The sequence below is a fragment of the Pseudomonas sp. Z8(2022) genome (assembly GCF_025837155.1).
GTDB lineage: Bacteria > Pseudomonadota > Gammaproteobacteria > Pseudomonadales > Pseudomonadaceae > Aquipseudomonas.
The window spans coordinates 3,254,800-3,272,300 of sequence record NZ_CP107549.1 but is presented as its reverse complement, the minus strand read 5'-3'; the positions used below and the strand labels follow the sequence as shown (position 1 = coordinate 3,272,300).

General features: G+C 60.5%; 15 protein-coding genes, 1 other RNA gene and 2 pseudogenes. 7 read left to right on the top strand and 11 right to left on the bottom strand.

Going from position 1 to position 17,501, the window contains the following annotated elements:
* Window positions 1-83: 83 nt before the first annotated feature.
* On the bottom strand, window positions 84-662 hold the full coding sequence (locus tag OEG79_RS15645) for a TetR/AcrR family transcriptional regulator (RefSeq protein WP_264145882.1): 579 nt from the start codon (window positions 660-662) through the stop codon (window positions 84-86).
* A gap of 318 nt (window positions 663-980) precedes the next feature.
* Here OEG79_RS15645 and OEG79_RS15640 point away from each other — a divergent pair.
* Together OEG79_RS15640 and OEG79_RS15635 are read left to right on the top strand one after the other, a co-directional pair.
* A pseudogene (locus OEG79_RS15640) lies at window positions 981-1,669 on the top strand (hypothetical protein); the annotation flags it as partial.
* Between the two features lie 328 nt (window positions 1,670-1,997).
* Window positions 1,998-2,498: pseudogene (locus OEG79_RS15635) on the top strand (amino acid ABC transporter ATP-binding protein); the annotation flags it as partial.
* 56 nt (window positions 2,499-2,554) lie between these two features.
* Here OEG79_RS15635 and OEG79_RS15630 read toward each other — a convergent pair.
* A complete protein-coding gene (locus OEG79_RS15630; RefSeq protein WP_264145881.1) occupies window positions 2,555-2,902 on the bottom strand; it encodes a hypothetical protein in 348 nt (115 codons plus the stop codon).
* 479 nt (window positions 2,903-3,381) lie between these two features.
* Between OEG79_RS15630 and OEG79_RS15625 the strand changes: the two genes are divergently transcribed.
* The gene (locus tag OEG79_RS15625; RefSeq protein ID WP_034030847.1) at window positions 3,382-4,260 is read left to right on the top strand and encodes a site-specific integrase; all 879 of its coding nucleotides are present in this window, start codon (window positions 3,382-3,384) and stop codon (window positions 4,258-4,260) included.
* Between the two features lie 9 nt (window positions 4,261-4,269).
* On the opposite strand, the gene OEG79_RS15620 is transcribed toward OEG79_RS15625, so the two are convergent.
* The 5 genes from OEG79_RS15620 to ssrA form a co-directional block, all read right to left on the bottom strand.
* The gene (locus tag OEG79_RS15620; protein ID WP_223696374.1) at window positions 4,270-4,425 is read right to left on the bottom strand and encodes a DUF4113 domain-containing protein; all 156 of its coding nucleotides are present in this window, start codon (window positions 4,423-4,425) and stop codon (window positions 4,270-4,272) included.
* A gap of 152 nt (window positions 4,426-4,577) precedes the next feature.
* The gene (locus OEG79_RS15615; protein ID WP_162884234.1) at window positions 4,578-4,757 is read right to left on the bottom strand and encodes a hypothetical protein; all 180 of its coding nucleotides are present in this window, start codon (window positions 4,755-4,757) and stop codon (window positions 4,578-4,580) included.
* Between the two features lie 494 nt (window positions 4,758-5,251).
* Window positions 5,252-6,405 (bottom strand): IS3 family transposase gene (locus OEG79_RS15610; protein ID WP_264145880.1). Its coding sequence is split into 2 segments (ribosomal slippage): window positions 5,252-6,159 and window positions 6,159-6,405, totalling 1,155 coding nucleotides; the frame shifts between segments, so codons are not numbered across the junction.
* Window positions 6,406-6,415: 10 nt separating this feature from the next.
* Window positions 6,416-7,393, bottom strand: coding sequence for a hypothetical protein (locus tag OEG79_RS15605; protein WP_264145879.1), 978 nt, complete (start codon window positions 7,391-7,393; stop codon window positions 6,416-6,418).
* Window positions 7,394-7,492: 99 nt separating this feature from the next.
* Window positions 7,493-7,849, bottom strand: a transfer-messenger RNA (tmRNA) gene (ssrA, locus tag OEG79_RS15600).
* Window positions 7,850-7,977: 128 nt separating this feature from the next.
* On the opposite strand from ssrA, the gene OEG79_RS15595 reads away from it, so the two are divergent.
* A complete protein-coding gene (locus OEG79_RS15595; protein ID WP_264145878.1) occupies window positions 7,978-10,893 on the top strand; it encodes an ATP-binding protein in 2,916 nt (971 codons plus the stop codon).
* Between the two features lie 22 nt (window positions 10,894-10,915).
* On the opposite strand, the gene OEG79_RS15590 is transcribed toward OEG79_RS15595, so the two are convergent.
* The gene (locus OEG79_RS15590; RefSeq protein ID WP_264145877.1) at window positions 10,916-11,161 is read right to left on the bottom strand and encodes a hypothetical protein; all 246 of its coding nucleotides are present in this window, start codon (window positions 11,159-11,161) and stop codon (window positions 10,916-10,918) included.
* A gap of 178 nt (window positions 11,162-11,339) precedes the next feature.
* On the opposite strand from OEG79_RS15590, the gene OEG79_RS15585 reads away from it, so the two are divergent.
* Complete coding sequence (locus OEG79_RS15585; RefSeq protein ID WP_264145876.1) at window positions 11,340-11,921, top strand: NADAR family protein; 582 nt, start codon at window positions 11,340-11,342, stop codon at window positions 11,919-11,921.
* Window positions 11,922-11,969: 48 nt separating this feature from the next.
* Here OEG79_RS15585 and OEG79_RS15580 read toward each other — a convergent pair whose 3' ends face one another.
* Complete coding sequence (locus OEG79_RS15580) at window positions 11,970-13,823, bottom strand: DUF4105 domain-containing protein (RefSeq protein WP_264145875.1); 1,854 nt, start codon at window positions 13,821-13,823, stop codon at window positions 11,970-11,972.
* A gap of 143 nt (window positions 13,824-13,966) precedes the next feature.
* Between OEG79_RS15580 and OEG79_RS15575 the strand changes: the two genes are divergently transcribed.
* Window positions 13,967-14,311 (top strand): TraR/DksA family transcriptional regulator, encoded by a 345-nt coding sequence (locus OEG79_RS15575; protein WP_264145874.1) that lies wholly within the window; start codon window positions 13,967-13,969, stop codon window positions 14,309-14,311.
* Here OEG79_RS15575 and OEG79_RS15570 read toward each other — a convergent pair.
* Window positions 14,281-14,418, bottom strand: a complete 138-nt coding sequence (locus tag OEG79_RS15570; RefSeq protein ID WP_264148735.1) for a magnesium transporter — start codon at window positions 14,416-14,418, stop codon at window positions 14,281-14,283. The two genes, OEG79_RS15575 and OEG79_RS15570, sit on opposite strands and share 31 nt — an antisense overlap.
* Before the next feature lie 66 nt (window positions 14,419-14,484).
* On the bottom strand, window positions 14,485-14,862 hold the full coding sequence (locus tag OEG79_RS15565) for a CBS domain-containing protein (protein WP_264145873.1): 378 nt from the start codon (window positions 14,860-14,862) through the stop codon (window positions 14,485-14,487).
* 151 nt (window positions 14,863-15,013) lie between these two features.
* Here OEG79_RS15565 and OEG79_RS15560 point away from each other — a divergent pair, with 151 nt between their 5' ends.
* Window positions 15,014-17,491, top strand: a complete 2,478-nt coding sequence (locus OEG79_RS15560; protein ID WP_264145872.1) for a Lon protease family protein — start codon at window positions 15,014-15,016, stop codon at window positions 17,489-17,491.
* Window positions 17,492-17,501 lie beyond the last annotated feature (10 nt).

The following is a 17,501-nucleotide window of genomic DNA, read 5'->3' as shown; positions in this document are numbered from 1 at the left end:
GTGGCGAATGCTGGCCCGGTTGGCGCGATGGGCTTGCTAGAGGGTGATCGTCAAGTGTTGGACCAGCTGTAGGCCGCTAGGGGTCAGTCTTCCTGACCCAGGAGCATGTCGACGAAGAGGTCGGCGATGCGTTCGACGTCGCGCAAATCACCGATGCGCTGGTTGACGACGAAACCATCGAAGGCCATCCAGAGTACGTGGGCGTAGAGGTTGTCTTCGATCAGCCCATGCCGGTGAGGAGGGAGGTTCTCGCGCAGCAAATCGGTTATCTGCTGCTCGGACCAGACTAGGATATTGTCGGGCTTGCCCTGGTTACGAGGGGCGCTGGCTAGTGCCTCGATCATGCAGTTCGCAAATGCCTGGTCAGCAGTGGGAATGTCGCCCCATATACCGATCAATATACGTTTAAGCCGCGCGCGTGGTTGACGAAGCTTATGCACCGATTCGCGCAGACGGCCGACCTGTTCGACCAGCCAGGGGCTGTAGATTTCATAAAGGATCAGAATCTTCGAATCGAAATACACGTACAGGTTAGACACCGTCATCCCTGCTTCACGTGCGATGGCGCTCATCGTCGTTGCGGTGTATCCCTTGTGCTTGAACAGGGTGAACGCCGATTCAACGATAGCTTGTCTGACCTCTGTTTTTTTTATTTGCGCCATTCAGCTTCCTTCCAGATTTGCCAAGTCAAAAACAAATGATACTACTTGTCTTATCCCTTTAGCCGTAGCGTTGGCTAACCGTTGCTTCTGACGTGAATCTCCGCTCCTTATTCCTATTAAGTCAGCCGAAGATGGGGAGCATCCCACAGGGGATGTCTTCGCGAACCAATGCATGCCACCCAAACGTCGCTTGGTTACCGGGAGAGCATGCGTATGCAGCCGAGGCAAACGGCGTCATTCATCAGCGTTTGAGATCCACTAAACACGGTCTACGCTCGCGGCTTGCATAGATCAAGCCCAGCTCGGCAGCGAGGCTGACTCACGGCGGAGATCAATGTGTATCGTTTGGCCGAGCGATTGGGGCGCTGAGGGGGCTGAGTCAGGGGTCATGCTTCTGCCTGGCGTCGGCTGGGACGTAGTGCCGACCGACTGCCTGGCGGTACATGTCGCTCGTCGAGTGCAAAGTCCGCATTCGCTGAATATTGCGCTGCAGGTTGCGGGGTCCATGTCACGCGGGTCGGCACTGAGCGTGAGCGAAATAGTTGGAGCGGGGCTGCTGGCCCGGATTGACGGACAGCTCGTGCCAACGCCTGATGCGCAGCCGTGACACCTCGATTTTGGCGACGGCATGGAGTTGTGTGAACCGCTGTCGTTCGGTGATCTGGTTACCGGCTGGCACTCCACCGGCATTCCCAACATTGCCATGTTCGTGCACTCCGGCGATCCCTTCCAAGGAGACCTTTCGCAGCTTCCCGAGGGCCCGAACGCGCAACAGCGTGAAGCTCATCGCGCCCGAGCAGTGGCCGAGGTGACCGGCGCTGACGGCACAGTTTCCCGTTCAGTAATCGAGACCGTCAACGGCTACACCTACAAGCCAATCGCTGCCGTTGAGGCGGCGCGCCGGGTATTGAAGCGGCGAGCGGCGGCAGGGTTTCCAGACGCCGGCGAAGCTGCTGGGAGTCGGATTCGCCGAGCACATCGCCGGTACGGCTGTCACTGACTACTGACCGCTTACCCTGCTGGGATAGCGGCCATGCTCGGTGGCTCAGGAATTCGCAGCGCTGTCGCTTGCCTCGAACTCACGGGCAATCAGCCTGCCGGCAATCCGTGCCACATCTACCAGGCGCTGACTGGTCATGCCACTGCATGCTGCCGCCGACAACTATCGCAGGGTGATCAGCATGTAGTCAGCCAGGGTCTACGCAGCGTCCGGGCGTACCTGGTCCAAGTAACAGCGGATCGCCTGGATCCCTGCATCGCCGAATTTCTCGGCCATGTTTCGAGCGATCGGATCGTCCGCGCGCATGCCTTCGGTGATCAGGCAGCCACGCAAATCGCGGTCAAGTCGGCATGGTGTTCCAGCAGTTCAACCTCTTCCCCCATCTGACCGCGGGCGAAAACGTAATGCTGGCAGTCAAAGTCGTGAAGAAGATGGGCGATGCCGACGCTGAACGACTGGCGCAGCAGATGCTGGACAAGGTCGGGCTGGCAGAGAAATTCGATGCCTATCCCGAACGCCTTTCCGGAGGCCAACAACAGCGAGTAGCGATTGCTCGCGCCTTGGCGATGTCACCCAAGGTGCTGCTCTGCGACGAAATCACTTCGGCGCTGGACCCGGAACTGGTCAACGAAGTACTGGCCGTGGTGAAGCAGTTGGCGAGCGAAGGCATGACGCTGGTCATGGTGACTCACGAGATGCGCTTCGCCCGCGAAGTGGGCAGCAAGCTGGTGTTCATGCATCACGGCAAGGTGCATGAGGTAGGCGATCCGCGTCAGCTATTTGCCAATCCGCAGACAGCCGAGCTGCAGCACTTTGTCGGTTCGGTCAGCTTGTAACGACATAGTCACGCTGGGCATCCAAGCTGAACATGAGGAAGGTCAAGATGGTTCGCCTATCGTGGCGGCGGGGGCGGGCTTTGGGGAAAAACATCGTCTTTCCAGGGCGTGCGGGCGTTTGGACGACCATAGGTCAGCTTGTTCTGGAGCTGTACGTAGTCGACATAGAGCCTCATCTTTTCCTTATGCAAGGCAGCATGAGCGACCTTCAGGACAGCCAGCTCATCAACGGCCGTCTGGTTCATATCAACGAGTCGCTTGATATCTCGTCTTGCCTTAGATAGCTCCGTTTGCACCATCTCCAATTCTGCTTCGATCAGAACGGCGTGTTGCTTCCACATCTGGGCTTCTGAGGGTGAGCCGAAAAGGAAGGCTAAATCTTTTAGGTCATCGTCGTCCCGCATGGTGCACCTATACTGTTTATGTATACAGTATAGCGCCCGATTTCGCCTGCTCTCAATGACGGTCGTCGGGCTTTTTCCTGTGTCAGGAAAAGTCTGGGAGGGCTTGCGGGAGCCTGCGGGACGAGGGAAACGTTCACCCAGCGCGGCGGCTGGATGGCTACGGGCGATCGCAACCACGCGCTTGTCGACATGCTTTTGCGGTTCTTGATGTACTGGCGATACGCACAGCGTCCCGATACCACTTCGTAAAGCAGACCCGAGCGCGTCATGCCGCTTCCGGGGGGCGTCTGCCTATAGATAGGATGAGGTTCGTCTTCAATCAACGAACCTATGTCCACACTGGAAAAGGCTGTCTGCCTTGACGTTCATTCAATCTTCGTTATGCAAAAATAATTGATTTTCCTATTGCAATAGCTTTTGCTCATTAAGCATGCTGGTTATGTGCGAGATCGTTCGTACACATAAAAAGAAGAATCAGCATGAACACCGATACTCAAACTGCTTACCGCTCACTAGCTACCCACTTTTATACGACACGCTTTCCAGAAATCCCTGTCTCTGCGCTGGATGAGTTGGATGAGTTCCGCATCATCGGCGCGCTGCTGCGTGCTGCCCCCGAGTACCGGCCTGACTACTTCAGGCGGTTGCGTAATGCATTGGCCTTGGACCAGAAGCTCAGGGGGCATTTCTGGATTGCGCAGGAGATCAATCGGACGCTCAACCCGGTTACCGTTCTGGGCTTGCCTCGCAAGCGCAAGCAGGCGCGGCGGCAGAGAATTTCTGATGACGATTTCGCCAAATGGGTGAGGGCGCTTTTAGCCAAGGGACTGGGGGTTGAGGCTGGGGCGCTAATGCTGATCTGTATGACTGGGGCCCGTCCATGCGAGCTGAGTGACATCAGTATTGAAGGTACGAGGATCCACGTTCTTGGTGCCAAACATAGCCATGGTGGACTACGTGGCGCTGATCGGGTGCTGGAGGCTGATCAAGACTTCTGCCTGCTTGTGCGTAACGCGCTAGAGGCGTTTCGCTCTGACGTCCGGAGTCTGGACTCTATCCGAATGGCGATCCATGAAGCCGCAAAAGAGGTTTTCTCGCGGGGCAAACCTCCCAGCATGTACACGCTGCGCCACCAGTTTGGTGCGAATATGAAGGCCTCAGGTATGTCCAGAGTCGAGATGGCATATGTGATGGGGCACCAGGCAACGGACTCTATTGGACGCTACGGTGACAAGCGTTATGGGCGGGCCGAGGCCGTGAAGGTCAGGCCGGCAACGGACGCAGATCTATCGAAGATTCGAGCAACACATGCGGGTTATGTGAGATCTCGCTCAACGGCTCTGCATGCGGCCTGCTGATAAGTGAGTTTATCGGGCGCTAACCCTCAGCAGCTCTGCCCAGCGCGTGGTGTAGGCGGGTGACAGAAACTCTCTGCGCATTGACCACTCCGCAGGCTTGGCAGTTCTTCCTGGCTGCAATGTGCCCCGCCCCCAGCGGCTGTTGATCGCATCCAGGGTGCTCATCAGTCGCTCGGTTCTGATGGGCTGCTCTGGGGCGAGCAGATCCGGTGTGTACTCATTCTTTCGGCAGAGATCCAATAGCAGCACCTGCGTCTTGGTGTAGCTGAAACCTTCGCGGTACAGCGGCTTCAGCCCAGTCTGAACGGCCTAGATGATCAGTCGTCTGTCATCGGTTGGGTATACGGGGTCTGCAGATCCAGCGATGCATCGAGCGACAGCTTGTGCTCCATGTGATCAAGCGCAGGGCTGGGAAAGTCGACCGGGATGCGTGCATCGAAGAGAGGGAGGGCGGTGCCGCTGCGCTGCAGTGGTCCGAGGATAAGGGCGTTACTCATAACGGTCTGACCGATAACTGTATTTGTGTACAGTTTTCGAGCCTCCGTCATTCCGGCAAGGCGCGCTCGTCGCCAGGGGGGGACGGGGTCTGCACGGATTGTTTACAGGCGAAAAGTAGACAGATCGCCCCGGCGGGTGGTTCTCGCTAGGTTGGGGCAACCGACCAGGAGGACCTCCTATGATCTTGCTGCCCACCCTTAGCGATCTTTTACCCCTGGCACTGGTGCTGCCCGCACTGCTCGGGCTTGCCCGGCTGGCCTATGGCGGTACTGCGGATTAAGCGGTAGCGCCTCTTGGCGGCACTGGCTTCAGCCCCAGAAGTTGTTGCAGATCCGCTGCACCGCCGCGTTGGCGGCGCGTCGGTCAAACAGCTCGGGATCAAAGCTGCCACCTGAAGCCAAGAAGTCTAGGTAACCCGGCACGCCCCCACATCTTCCGGCGGGCAGGCACGCGCACCATCGAGTGCTTCACACCAGGTGCCGGTGAAGGGGTTCTACCCCATTTCCACGGACGGTTTGAAAAGGGCTGAAAACTTCAGATCTTGCCGGGCGACTCTACGACGCATTCGTGGGTTATGAAACCGCTCGATGTAGTCGAAGAGATCCGCTCGTGCTTCATCACGAGTTCGATATGACTGATGGACAACGCGCTCCCGTTTGAGCTGACCGAAGAAGCCTTCACAGGCAGCGTTGTCGCCGCAGTGCCCGACGGCACTCATGCTGCAAACCAGCGTGTTGCGATTCAGAAAGCGCTGGTAGTCGGCGCTGGTGAATTGGCTGCCGCGATCCGAATGCAGGATCACTGACCAGTCACCCTGGCGCTGCCAGATCGCCATCTCCACCGCTCGAATCACCATCTGCCGATCCTGGCGGTGGTGCATCGACCAACCGATCACCAGCTTGCTGTACAAGTCGAGCACCACGCATAGAAAGAGTTTGCCTTCCTGGGTGGCGATTTCCGTGATGTCCGTGACCCACTTGCGCTCTGGTTCCTGCGCGGTGAAGTCGCGCTCCAGCAGGTTTTTCACGCCTGCTGGACGGCTGCTGGCCACTCTCCCAAAGCCACGCCGCTTCCGGCGTGGCCAGCCTTGAATTTGCTCAGCCGCCATCAGGCGAGCAACGCGATTCAGGCTGACGGTTTCGCCCTCGTCGCGCAGATCCTCGTGCATGCGTGGTGCTCCGATGACACCACGGCTGTCTTCGTGAATCTCACGAATGCGCCTCACCAGGCGCGCATTCTCTTGAGCACGTGAGCTTGGCTCGCGATCCTGCCAGGCATAGTAGCCGCTGGCGGAAACCTTCAGGCAACGGCACATCAGGCGTACCGGGTACTCGTTGCGGCAGCGCTGGATCACCGTGTACCGCTCGATGACTCCTTGGCAAAGTACGCTGCCGCGTCTCTTAAAAAATCACGTTCCTTGGTGACCCGGGCCAACTCACGCTTGAGGCGGGCAAGCTCCTCATCTCGCGGACTACCGGTTCCGGGAAAGGCCTTTTCTGTGCCTGGCTGTGCTTCTCGAACCCAGCGTGTGAGCAGGTTCGGAGCCACACCAATCTCCAGGGCCACTTGTCGACAGCTCGCCCCTGAACGACGAACCAACTCGATGGCTTCCCGCTTGAACTCGGGACTGTATTTCTTGCGCTTCATGAACACTCCTTCAGCTCGGTATGAGCTTACTCGAAAGTGTCCGTGTTAACTGGGTAGAACCCATCATCAGCAACGCGACGATCGGCGAACTGGTCAGCAGTTCGACATTGATTTCAGACGGGCGCTGAGGGTTCGCTTTCAGGCGAGGGTGGCTGAGCGGAATACGCAGAGAATAAAGCCCGCTTTCTTCTTGCACGACTACGAAACGACTGCAGATTTCAAGCGAGTCGATGTCCACTTGCTGCTGATTCAGCCAGAAGCCGACGGCGTATGCAGATTGGGGCAGGCTCGGCGGAATGTGCAGCAGATTCCGGCCCTGGTCCGGGCGCGCGAAGCACAGATATTCATAGAACGACATCAGAGAGACGAGAGGATGCCCGGGGGCGTAACGGATACCTGTGAGCGGCAGCGTCTCTAGAGCTGTGATGGCGTTGTAGATGTAGATCGCTGCGCTGTTTGCCACTGCGGGGTCGCGAGTACCGAGAGGCCAGTCGAAGCGCGTGAAGCCGATATTGAGGACTTTCGTTAGCTTCTGACTAGGGAACAGCGCGAAGTGTATTTCTCCGCCCGGCTCTTCAGTAAAGAGAACCGGGTGCTCTTGGCATTCCCTCATCAAACGCTCATAGCCCGGCGTGGGGTCAATGGATGCGAGCTTGCTGGGAGAGGGGCGAATACGCCACACCATCCGCGTGCTCTCCAAATTTTGCTGCACGAGGTGGTGTAGTTCTTCGAGCTCGAAGAGAACGTTATGCGAGGAGAATCGAACACGGTCCTCATTGGTTTTTTGCAGGAATTGCTTGAACCGCAGGTTCAGATGCGCAGCCAGGTTGCGAGCAAGCGCTTCGTCATAACCCAGAGACCAGCGGATTTGCGCTGGTAGCTGTGGGTTGAGCGCGAAATGCTTGGGAAAGGTGAGGTAGTACTGAAAGCCGGTTTTGGCTTGATAGACCAGGTGCTGAACACCGGTTTTGCTTTGACGCTTGGACATGATGGCATACCTATTTGGATTCACAGTTGGACTGTGTGAAATCCATTGCCATCAAATCGTGTCTGAAACCCGCGGTTTAGACGGGTTTCAGACTGTATTTGGTGGAGCCGGGGGGATTTGAACCCCCGTCCGCCAGCTCTCCGCTATTGGTTCTACATGCTTAGCCATCTCTATTGAGTTAACTCCGCGCCGCCCGAGTGGCAGGGTGCTTGGAGCGAGCTGCATGAGTTTTAGCCGTTACGTCTGCAGCGAACTTGGCGGCGATCCTGTTCTATATGACTGACCAGATCTTCGGGTTTACAGGCATCCCCTAGGGTCAGCTGGCGCCCTTAGGCGGCCAGAGCGTAGTTGTCGTCGTTGGCAACTATGAAGTTGTGGCAGCGGATTTACGAGAACTGTCACCTACTCGGCATGCCCCTCAAGTTTCGCTACCGGCGTCGAATCCTAATCGGCCCCAAAACTTTCGTGGTTACAACTACGACGGGAGTCTACGCCAAAGGTTCCCCTGCGTCGACTGCGGATTCCGTCTCGGGAAGCTATGATGGCGCCTCGCGTCTGCCCGCGACCTCTGGAAAGGAGCCGTAATGCCGAGTTCTAGCCGCAACCCTCTGCGTCAGTGGATCTGGCGAGCGTTCGTGCAAAGTGCGCTGATCCCGCTGATTCTCGTTGAGTCGGTACTGATCGCGGTGTATCTGCTGAGCAACCAGGCGATTCGTGACGCGCAGATCGAACACCTGCAGGAGACGGCAGTGAAGGATCTCGCCAGCGCCGCGTTGCGGGAAGGGCAGATCATCGATGGGCGTCTGCGCTCCATCGAGTCGCTGGTGCAGGTCTTTCGCGATGCGACGCATGAGGCGCTGCTCGACACGCGTTTCCAGGCGGATGAACTTGAGCGCCGGCGTCATGCGATGACTGACAGTGGCGTCTTCTATACGCGCAGCGATGATGGTCGCGCCGCGTCCTTCTATGCCAACAGCACGCCTGCGGCGAAGCAGGATCACGCCAAGGTCATGCGCCTGTCGCAGGTGGACCCGCTGATGCGTTCGATCCAGCAGGCCAACCCGCTGGTGGCGGCTCTCTATTTCAACTCTTGGGACAGCTACAACCGCATCTATCCCTGGTTCTATACGCCCGCCCAGTATCCCCACGATATGGTGATACCCGACTACAACTTCTATTACCTCGCCGATGCCCAGCACAACCCGCAGCGCAAGGTGATGTGGACCGAGGTCTACCTCGACCCGGCTGGCCTCGGTTGGATGATGTCGGCCATCGCCCCGGTGTATCGCGATGATTTTCTCGAGGGTGTGGTTGGCCTGGACGTGACTGTCAACCAGATGCTGAGCGAGATCGCCGAACTCAACGTGCCCTGGCAGGGGTATGCGATGCTGGTCAGCCACGACCACAACATCATGGCGTTGCCTAAAGCCGGAGAGCTGGATTTCGGCCTGCGCGAGCTGACCCAGTACTCCTACGAGGAGGCCGTGCGGCGCGAGGTGCTCAAGCCCGAGGACTTCAACCTGGCCAAGCGTGACGGCATGGCGCCGTTGCTGCGGGCGATGAATGAGGGCGACGGCAACGTGCAGGAAGTGGTGCTGGGCGGCCGCAAGCAACTGGTCGCCTGGAGCGAGATTCCGCAGACCGGCTGGCGCCTGCTGCTGGTGGTGGACGAGGAGCAGATCTTCCATGACACCAACCAGCTGGCCGAGCGCTATCTGCACATTGGTTATCTGCTGATCGCCGGCTTGGCTGCGTTCTATCTGTTGTTCTTCGCCCTGATGTGGCTGCGTTCGCGCCACCTTAGCAACCAGCTGGCTGAGCCCATCGACGGCATCGTCGACATGGCGACCAGCCTGGGGCAGGGCAACTATTCGCCGCCGATGCCGGACAGCCATATTGCCGAGATCAGTCGTCTGGCCGGGGCCGTTCAGCAGGCTGGCAAACAGCTCAAGGCCAGTGAGCATGAACGACAGGAGGCGCAGAACATCCTGCAACTGGTGCTTGAGAGCACCACCGAAAGCCTCTGGCAGATCGATGCGCATAATCTCACCATCGACCTCAGTGAGCGCTTCGTGCGGCGTTTCGGCTTGGGCGCGAGTCACCTGACGTTGAGCGAATTCAACCAGCGCGTACACCCTGATGATCTGGAGCGCCTGCGCCATCTGCGCAAGCTGTTTGCCGACAGTGGCGAGGAATACTTCGACGCCGAGTATCGCTATCTCGATTGCTGCGGCGAGTACGTCTGGCTGCTCAGTCGAGGCAAGGTTCTGCTGCGTGACGAGGACGGCTGGCCGCTGCGCATCGCCGGCACACATGTCGATATCACCCGGCTCAAGCAAGTTGAGGACGAGCTGCGCCATGCCAGCCTTGAGGCGCTTGCCGCCAGCCAGGCCAAGAGCCGCTTCCTGTCGAGCATGAGCCACGAGCTGCGCACACCGCTCAACGCCATCCACGGTTTTGCCCAGTTGATCGAGATGGAGGCGCAGGACAGGCCCGATGCCAAACTCGAGGCCGACTATTCGCGTGAAATCGTAAATGCCAGTCGTCACCTGACCTCTCTGGTGGACGATATTCTCGACCTGTCGAGCATCGAGAGCCGGCGCCAGCAGTTGCAGCTGCAGCCGATCGAGATCGGCGCACTGCTCAGTGGTTGTGCCGAGCTGGTGCAGCCCGAGGTGCAGCAGAAACAGCTGCAACTGCAGGTGATGGAGGCGGCCGATCCGCCCTTGTTCGTGCAGGGCGATCCACGGCGGGTGCGGCAGATTCTGCTCAACCTGCTATCCAACGCGATCAAGTACAACAGTCCGCGCGGCACGATTCGCATGGGCTACGAGGTGCGTGCCGACTGCGTTCGGTTGTGGGTCGACGATACCGGGCCGGGCCTGTCGAGCGAGCAGCTGGCGCAGCTGTTCCAGCCATTCCAGCGTCTGGGGCGTGAAAGCTCGAACATCCCCGGTACTGGTATCGGGCTGGTGCTGTGTCGCGAACTGGCCACGCTGATGGATGGCGAGATCGGTGTGCGTAGCGAGCCCGGCGTGGGCAGCCGCTTCTGGCTCGACATACCCAGTGCTGCCAGCCCAGAAGGCCCTCGCGACGAAGCAGCCGATGTGCCGGAGCAAGTGGCACGCAGCCTGGTGCAGGTGTTGTGCGTGGAAGATCATCCGGCCTGCATGAAGATTCTGCAGGCATCGTTGCGAGAGTTCGCCGAGGTTCGCGGAGTGGGTTCCTGCCAGCGGGCGCTGGTCGAGTTGCAGAACAGCGAGCCTGCACTGGTGTTGCTGGATATCGACCTGCCCGATGGCGATGGCCTGGAAGTGCTCGACGCCATGCGTGCCGAGCCGCGCTTGCGCGAAGTGCCGGTGATGGTGATCAGCGCGGTAGCTGATGCTCGCCTGTTCGAGGATGCCAGGGCGCGCGGTGCGTCCGCCTGCCTGAGCAAGCCGGTGGATCTGCAGGAGGTCCGGCAGGTGGCGCTGGGCCTGCTCTACAGCGGTTTCTGAGCAGGTACGCAGCGTTCAGCAGTTACTCGCTGGCAGATAGCAGGTCCAGCGCTTCGCCGAGTACCCTGACCGACTCGGTGTGATTGCCAGCCTTGTGCAGCGTCTCGCCCTCGGCGCGCAATTCCTTGACCTTGGCCAGCACTGCCGGGTCGGAGGGCGGGTCGCTTTGCAGCAGTTCGTCGATCTTGGCCATATCCTGCGGGCAGTGCATGGCCCAGAGCGGCAGACTGATCAGGGCAGCGGCGAGAAACATGAGTGTGCGGCGCATGATGATTCTCCTGAACGGGCAGCGGGAATATCAGTATAGGTGCACCTTGCCGTTGCGTTTGCCGCCTGAACGCGTACCGATGGGTCGCAACTGACGACGCAGTCGTGCGTTGTATGCAGCCGCTGCCGGCGGGCTCCAGTATGCTGTGAGCCTGATTAAGCCCATGCAAGGAATGCGTATGAACATGCCAATGACCGTCGAGCAACTGCAGCAGGCCTGCGCCGCGGGTGATCGTTTCGATTATCTGTATTTTTGGGGGCACAGCCGTGCGGCAGGCGCGCCGGTTGGCAAGAGTTGCCTGAGTCAATGGTATCCCTCGGCCTTTACCCTCGACGGCATCCACTACGCCACGGCCGAGCACTTCATGATGGCCGGCAAGGCTCGACTGTTCGACGACGCTGAGGCGCTGGAGCGCATCCTGGCTGCGCGCACACCGAATGAGGTCAAGGCGATTGGCCGGCAAATCCGTGGCTTCGACGAGGCGCGTTGGCGCGAAAGCCGCCAAGCCATCGTCGTCGAGGGCAATCTCGGCAAGTTCTCGCAAGACCCCGAGTTGGCACGATACCTGTTGGATACCGCGCCGCGTGTGCTGGTCGAGGCCAGCCCTGTCGACCCCGTCTGGGGTATCGGCCTGGCGGAGGGCAACTCGAACGCTTGTACCCCGGCCACCTGGCGTGGCCTCAATCTGCTGGGTTTCGCGCTGATGCAGGTACGGGAGTGCCTGTTGAACGAGCCCGGACGTCTGCCGGGCGGGGCTTGAGCAGGCGTCGTCGCACCCGCGACGACAAGCCTTCGGGCGCTGTTGCGCTCAGTAGTGATACCAGCGCAGCTCCAGCTTCACTTCATTGACCGGGCTGGCCAGCTGGCTGAACTCACGTTGGGCGCTCAGGCGCAGGCCGAGATTGCGTGACACTTCCCACTGCTGGTTGAGCGACAGGCGCCGGCGTACCTCGCCGTTGTGGAAATAGTCACCGGCCGCCTCCAGGGTCAGGTTGCCCAGCGGATTGCACCACAGCAGACCGCTGTTGAAGCCCAGGGCGGGAGAAACAAACGCGGCAAAGTCCTCGTTGTGCTCCAGGCGTGCTGTGCCGAGTGTGAATCCGAGCAGGTCTTCGTGCAGCTGCCAGGTGGCGCCGGCACCGCCGCTGATATGACCGACCAGGCGGTTATCACCATCCTCGCCGAGTACTCGCTCCAGGCCGCCGCCAACCTGCCAGGACAGCGGTTGGAGCAGGGCGTTGCGCGGCGTCAGCGAGCGAATATTGGCCAGGTCCAGGCGCTGCAGCTGCCAGTGGTTGTTCTCGTACTGGCGCAGCTTGAGCTGGAAGATCTCGATCTGTGCGCCCAGCGGGAACCCATCGAGGTTGTCGTTCAGGTCGTGGTAGGCCATGCGCAGGCCGTATTCGGCAAAGGCGCGATCATCCCGGTTGCCCCCGGCCAACTGCCAGGTGCGCGACTCGTGGCCTTCCTCGGGTAGCGGCGGGCGCTCCACCTCCAGCGGTGGCGGCGGGTTGCGGTTGATCGCGCTGAGCAGCTGGAAACTGCGCTGGGCATTGCTGCTGCGCTCTTCGTCATTGGCGTGGTAGCGCACCAGGCGGAAGGCGGCGTCCTGAATCAGTGCGCGACGTTCTGCCGGCAGGGCGAGAAAGTCGCTGTCCTCGAGTTGCGCCGGGTCCTGGCTAAGGCGCAACACCCAGGTCTGTTCCTCGCCTTCCAGCGGTTCGGCGCGGGCCAGCAGCTCGCGTTCGCGTGACGGCCGATAGTCGATGCGCTCCACCAGCCCGGCATCCTTGACCGCGCGTACGGTGTCGGTGGGGATGGCGGTGAGGGGGAAATGTTCAGTCAGTTCGATGCCCGGGCGGGCGATTTCCAGCAGCTCCAGCAGGCGGTAGGAGCAGTTCTCGTCGAAAAAGAAGTAGTCGAAGCGGATCTGCTTGAGTTCCCACACGTGCTCGACCATGCGTGTGGTTTCTTCTGCTGTCAGGTTCAGCCGGTATTCCCACAGATCGCGGTTTTCCAGGCGATTGTATTCGCTGAGTTTCTCGCGGTACGGCACCAGGGCGAACAGGCCGGGGTAACCGCCCATCAGCCCGCGCCAGGCATAGAGGATGCTGTTGTCATCACCCTCGATGAAGGCACCGAAGTTCAGCGCGTAGCTCAGAAGCGCGGTGTTATGGCTGTCGATGTCGGGTTGGTCGATGCGCAGCAGGGTGTGGCCGAACATCGACGACGGGCTGTTCAGGTAGGCCGCCGGAAATACCAGCACCGTGCTGTGTGGATTGACGTCGGCGAACCAGTCCCGGTATTCGGCGCAGTCCGGGCTGGGCAGGTCATCGAGCTGCAATTGCGTCCTGAGCCAGCGGGTACGCGCCGGATAGACGCATTGCGGGTGGCGGTCGCCCAGTTCGGCGGGCTGGTACAGGGCCTCGAGAGTCGCCTGCAGCTCGGCGGCCGGATCGCTGGCGCCATTCTCGGCCAGGAAGAAATCGTCGTCGTCGACATAGCTGCGCCAGCCGCCGAGCTTGCCGGTTTCGTAGTGGCCGAGGGCGATCCAGTAGGGATCCTTGGCCAGCGTGACCGCTGTGGCTGCGTGCAGAGGAAGGCTGAGGCTCAGGGCAAGGACGGTGAATATCCGTTTCAAGGTCGCTGTTCTTCTAGTCATGGCGATGGCCGAGCTTTGGCCAGGCTGTCGATCGGTGTCAAGGCAGTCGAGCATGACATTTTGCGCAAGTGCTGATCGACGTCATTCTTGTGCGTCGAGTTGTGCACCACACTGAGTATTCTTCATTAGCAAGGAGATGGTTCATGGCTCACCGTGATGTGCTGGATGCTCTGCTGCATGAATACACAACTCGCGCCGAGGCGATTCGTCGTGATCTGGCGCGCAGCCACTCGGCGGACTTCGCCGAGCAGGCGCAGCAGCGGCAGAATGATGAAGTGCTCGAAGCGCTGCTGGCCGAGGCCGAGCATGGGTTGCTGCTGGTGCATCAGGCACAGCAGCGCCTGGCCGAGGGGCGTTACGGCGAATGCCTGTGCTGCGGCGAACCGATCGAAGCGGCGCGTCTGGCTGCTCTGCCGGTGGCCGAGTACTGCCTGCGCTGTGCCGAAGACCTTGGCGATCAAAGCAGCCAGGCGGCCAGGCTGAAATAGAACAGCAAGGTGCACAGGTCGGTGACTGCCAGGGGCACCGGCCCTGCGGCAATCTTCGGGTCGAGCCGCAGCGCATGCAGCAGCGCCGGTATGCTGAGACCGAGCAGACAGGCGGCGCACAGGGAAAGCAGAATGCTGCCGCCGATTGTCAGGCCGGTCCAGGCCTCGCCGCGTCACAGCCAGACGATCAACGCCACCAGGCCGCACAGGCGCTGTTGCTCGTCCACCACAGGCAGAGCCAGGAAGCGATGACGGATCAGCAACTGGCAGGCGTCAAGAATGGTCGCCCGGTTGGGCAGCGCGATGACGGCCGTATCCATCAGTTCGACCAGCTTGGCGTCCAGTGGCGCCGTGAGCAGACGGCGGCTGGGCAGCACGCCGATCAGACGCTGTTCATCGTCGACCACATAGAAATAGATGATGCGCTCACCCAGACCCTGGGTGCGGATGTCCTCCAACGCCTCACGCACGCTGAGCTGGTGATTGAGCGCAGCATAATCCTGACGGGCGGCATGCAGGACAGGGAGATGCAGGTGTTGGGCTTGGGACATGGGGGCTTTCGCGCAAGGAAGGTGACGGACAGCTTATCTCAGCTCGGATTTTTCACCCTGCGCTGAATCAAACCTTGATCCCTTTCGCGCCACAGGCCCAGAATCACTCCATGTTTTTGCGGAAAATTCCGCTCGCTATAAAGGATCGCCAATGTCCAAGCGTAGCCTCGATGCTTTGCGCCTTGCCCCCGAATCTCTGACCCGCCCCTTCGCCCCCGAGCAGTTCAACTTCAGCAGCACCGATGATCTCGAACCCTTCCGCGGCGTACTCGGCCAGGCCCGTGCGGTCGAGGCCCTGCAGTTCGGCGTGGCCATGCCGCGCCCCGGCTACAACGTGTTCGTCATGGGCGAACCCGGCACCGGGCGCTTCTCCTTCGTCCAGCGTTACCTCAAGGCCGAGGCCAAGCGCATGGAGACGCCGGCCGACCGTGTCTACGTCAACCATTTCGACGAACCGCGCGAGCCGCGCGCGCTGGAGCTGCCGGCCGGCACCGCCAGCGACTTCATTGCCGATATCAACCAGTTGATCGACAACCTGCTGGCGACCTTCCCGGCAGTGTTCGAAACCCCGACCTATCAGCAGAAGAAGAGCGCCATCGACCGTGGCTTCAACAAGCGCTACGACCAGGCGCTGGATGTGATCGAGAAGCTGTCTCTGGAGAAGGGCGTGGCCCTGTACCGTGACAGCACCAATATCGCCTTCACGCCGATGGCTGACGGCAAGGCGCTGGACGAGGCGGAGTTCGCGCAGTTGCCGGAAGCCGAGCGCGAGCGCTTCCACTCCGATATTGCCGCGCTGGAAGAACGCCTCAACGAGGAGCTGGCCAGCCTGCCGCAGTGGAAACGCGAGTCGAGCAACCTGCTGCGCCAGCTCAATGAAGAGACCATCACCGTGGCGTTGCAGCCGCTGCTGGCGCCCTTGTCGGAAAAGTACGCGGAAAATGCCGGTGTCTGCGCCTATTTGCAGGCAATGCAGATCAACCTGCTGAAAACTGCCGTCGAACAGCTGGTCGATGTCGACAAGGCCGACCCGCAGCTGCGCAAGCTGCTGGAAGAAATGTACTGCCCGAGCCTGGTGGTCGGTCACCACGCCGATGGTGGTGCGCCGGTGGTGTTCGAGTCGCACCCGACCTACGACAACCTGTTCGGCCGCATCGAGTACAGCTCCGATCAGGGCGCGCTGTACACCAGCTACAGGCAGCTGCGCCCGGGTGCACTGCACCGCGCCAACGGTGGCTACCTGGTGGTTGAGGCGGAGAAGCTGCTCGGCGAGCCCTTCGTCTGGGAAGCGCTCAAGCGTGCCCTGCATTCGCGTCAGTTGAAGATGGAGTCGCCGCTGGGCGATCTCGGCCGCATCGCCACCGTCACGCTCAATCCGCAAGTCATTCCGCTGCAAGTGAAGGTCATCATCATCGGTTCGCGTCAGCTGTATTACGCGCTGCAGGATCATGATCCGGACTTCCAGGAGATGTTCCGCGTACTGGTCGACTTCGACGAGGACATCCCGCTCGCCGAGGAAAGCCTGGAGCAGTTCGCCCAGCTGATGAAAACGCGCACCTCGGAAGAGGGCATGGCGCCGCTGACGGGGGCCGCCGTGGCGCGTCTGGCCACCTACAGTGCACGCCTGGCCGAACACCAGGGGCGCCTGTCGGCGCGTATCGGCGACCTGTTCCAGCTGGTCAGCGAGGCCGACTTCATTCGCCAGCTCGCCGGCGAGAAGATCACCGACGTCGGCCATATCGAACGTGCGCTCAAGGCCAAGGCGACGCGTACCGGACGTGTTTCGGCGCGGATCATCGACGACATGCTGGCCGGCATCATCCTCATCGATACCAGCGGCGCGGCGGTAGGCAAGTGCAACGGCCTGACCGTGCTTGAAGTCGGCGACTCGGTCTTCGGTGTACCGGCGCGGATTTCCGCCACCGTGTATCCGGGGGGGAGCGGCATCGTCGATATCGAGCGCGAAGTCAGCCTCGGTCAGCCGATTCACTCCAAGGGCGTGATGATCCTCACCGGTTTTCTCGGCAGCCGCTATGCGCAGGAGTTTCCGCTGGAGATTTCCGCCAGCATCGCCCTGGAGCAGTCCTACGGCTACGTCGACGGCGACAGCGCCTCGCTCGGCGAGGTGTGCACGCTGATCTCGGCGCTGTCACGCACGCCGCTCAAGCAGTGCTTCGCCATCACCGGCTCTATCAACCAGTTCGGTGAGGTGCAGGCCGTCGGCGGGGTCAACGAAAAGATCGAAGGCTTCTTCCGTCTGTGCGAGGCACGCGGTCTGACCGGGGAGCAGGGAGTGATCATCCCGCATTCCAACGTCAGCAACCTGATGCTCGATGAACGTGTGCTACAGGCCGTGCGCGACGGTCAGTTCAACGTCTACGCCGTGCGTCATGTCGACGAGGCGCTGAGTCTGCTGGTTGGCGAACCAGCCGGCCATCCTGACGAGCAGGGCCGTTTCCCCAAGGGCAGCGTCAACGCCCGCGTGGTCGAGCGCCTGCGCGATATCGCCGAAATCGGTCTGGAGGAGGAAGGCAAGCCAGCCGAAGCGGAGAAGGCCAAGGCCGAGGCGGCGGCCAAGCCGGTCAAGGCACCGCTACGCAAGAAGGCCGAGGGTGACGCAGCAAGCTGATCAGATCTTG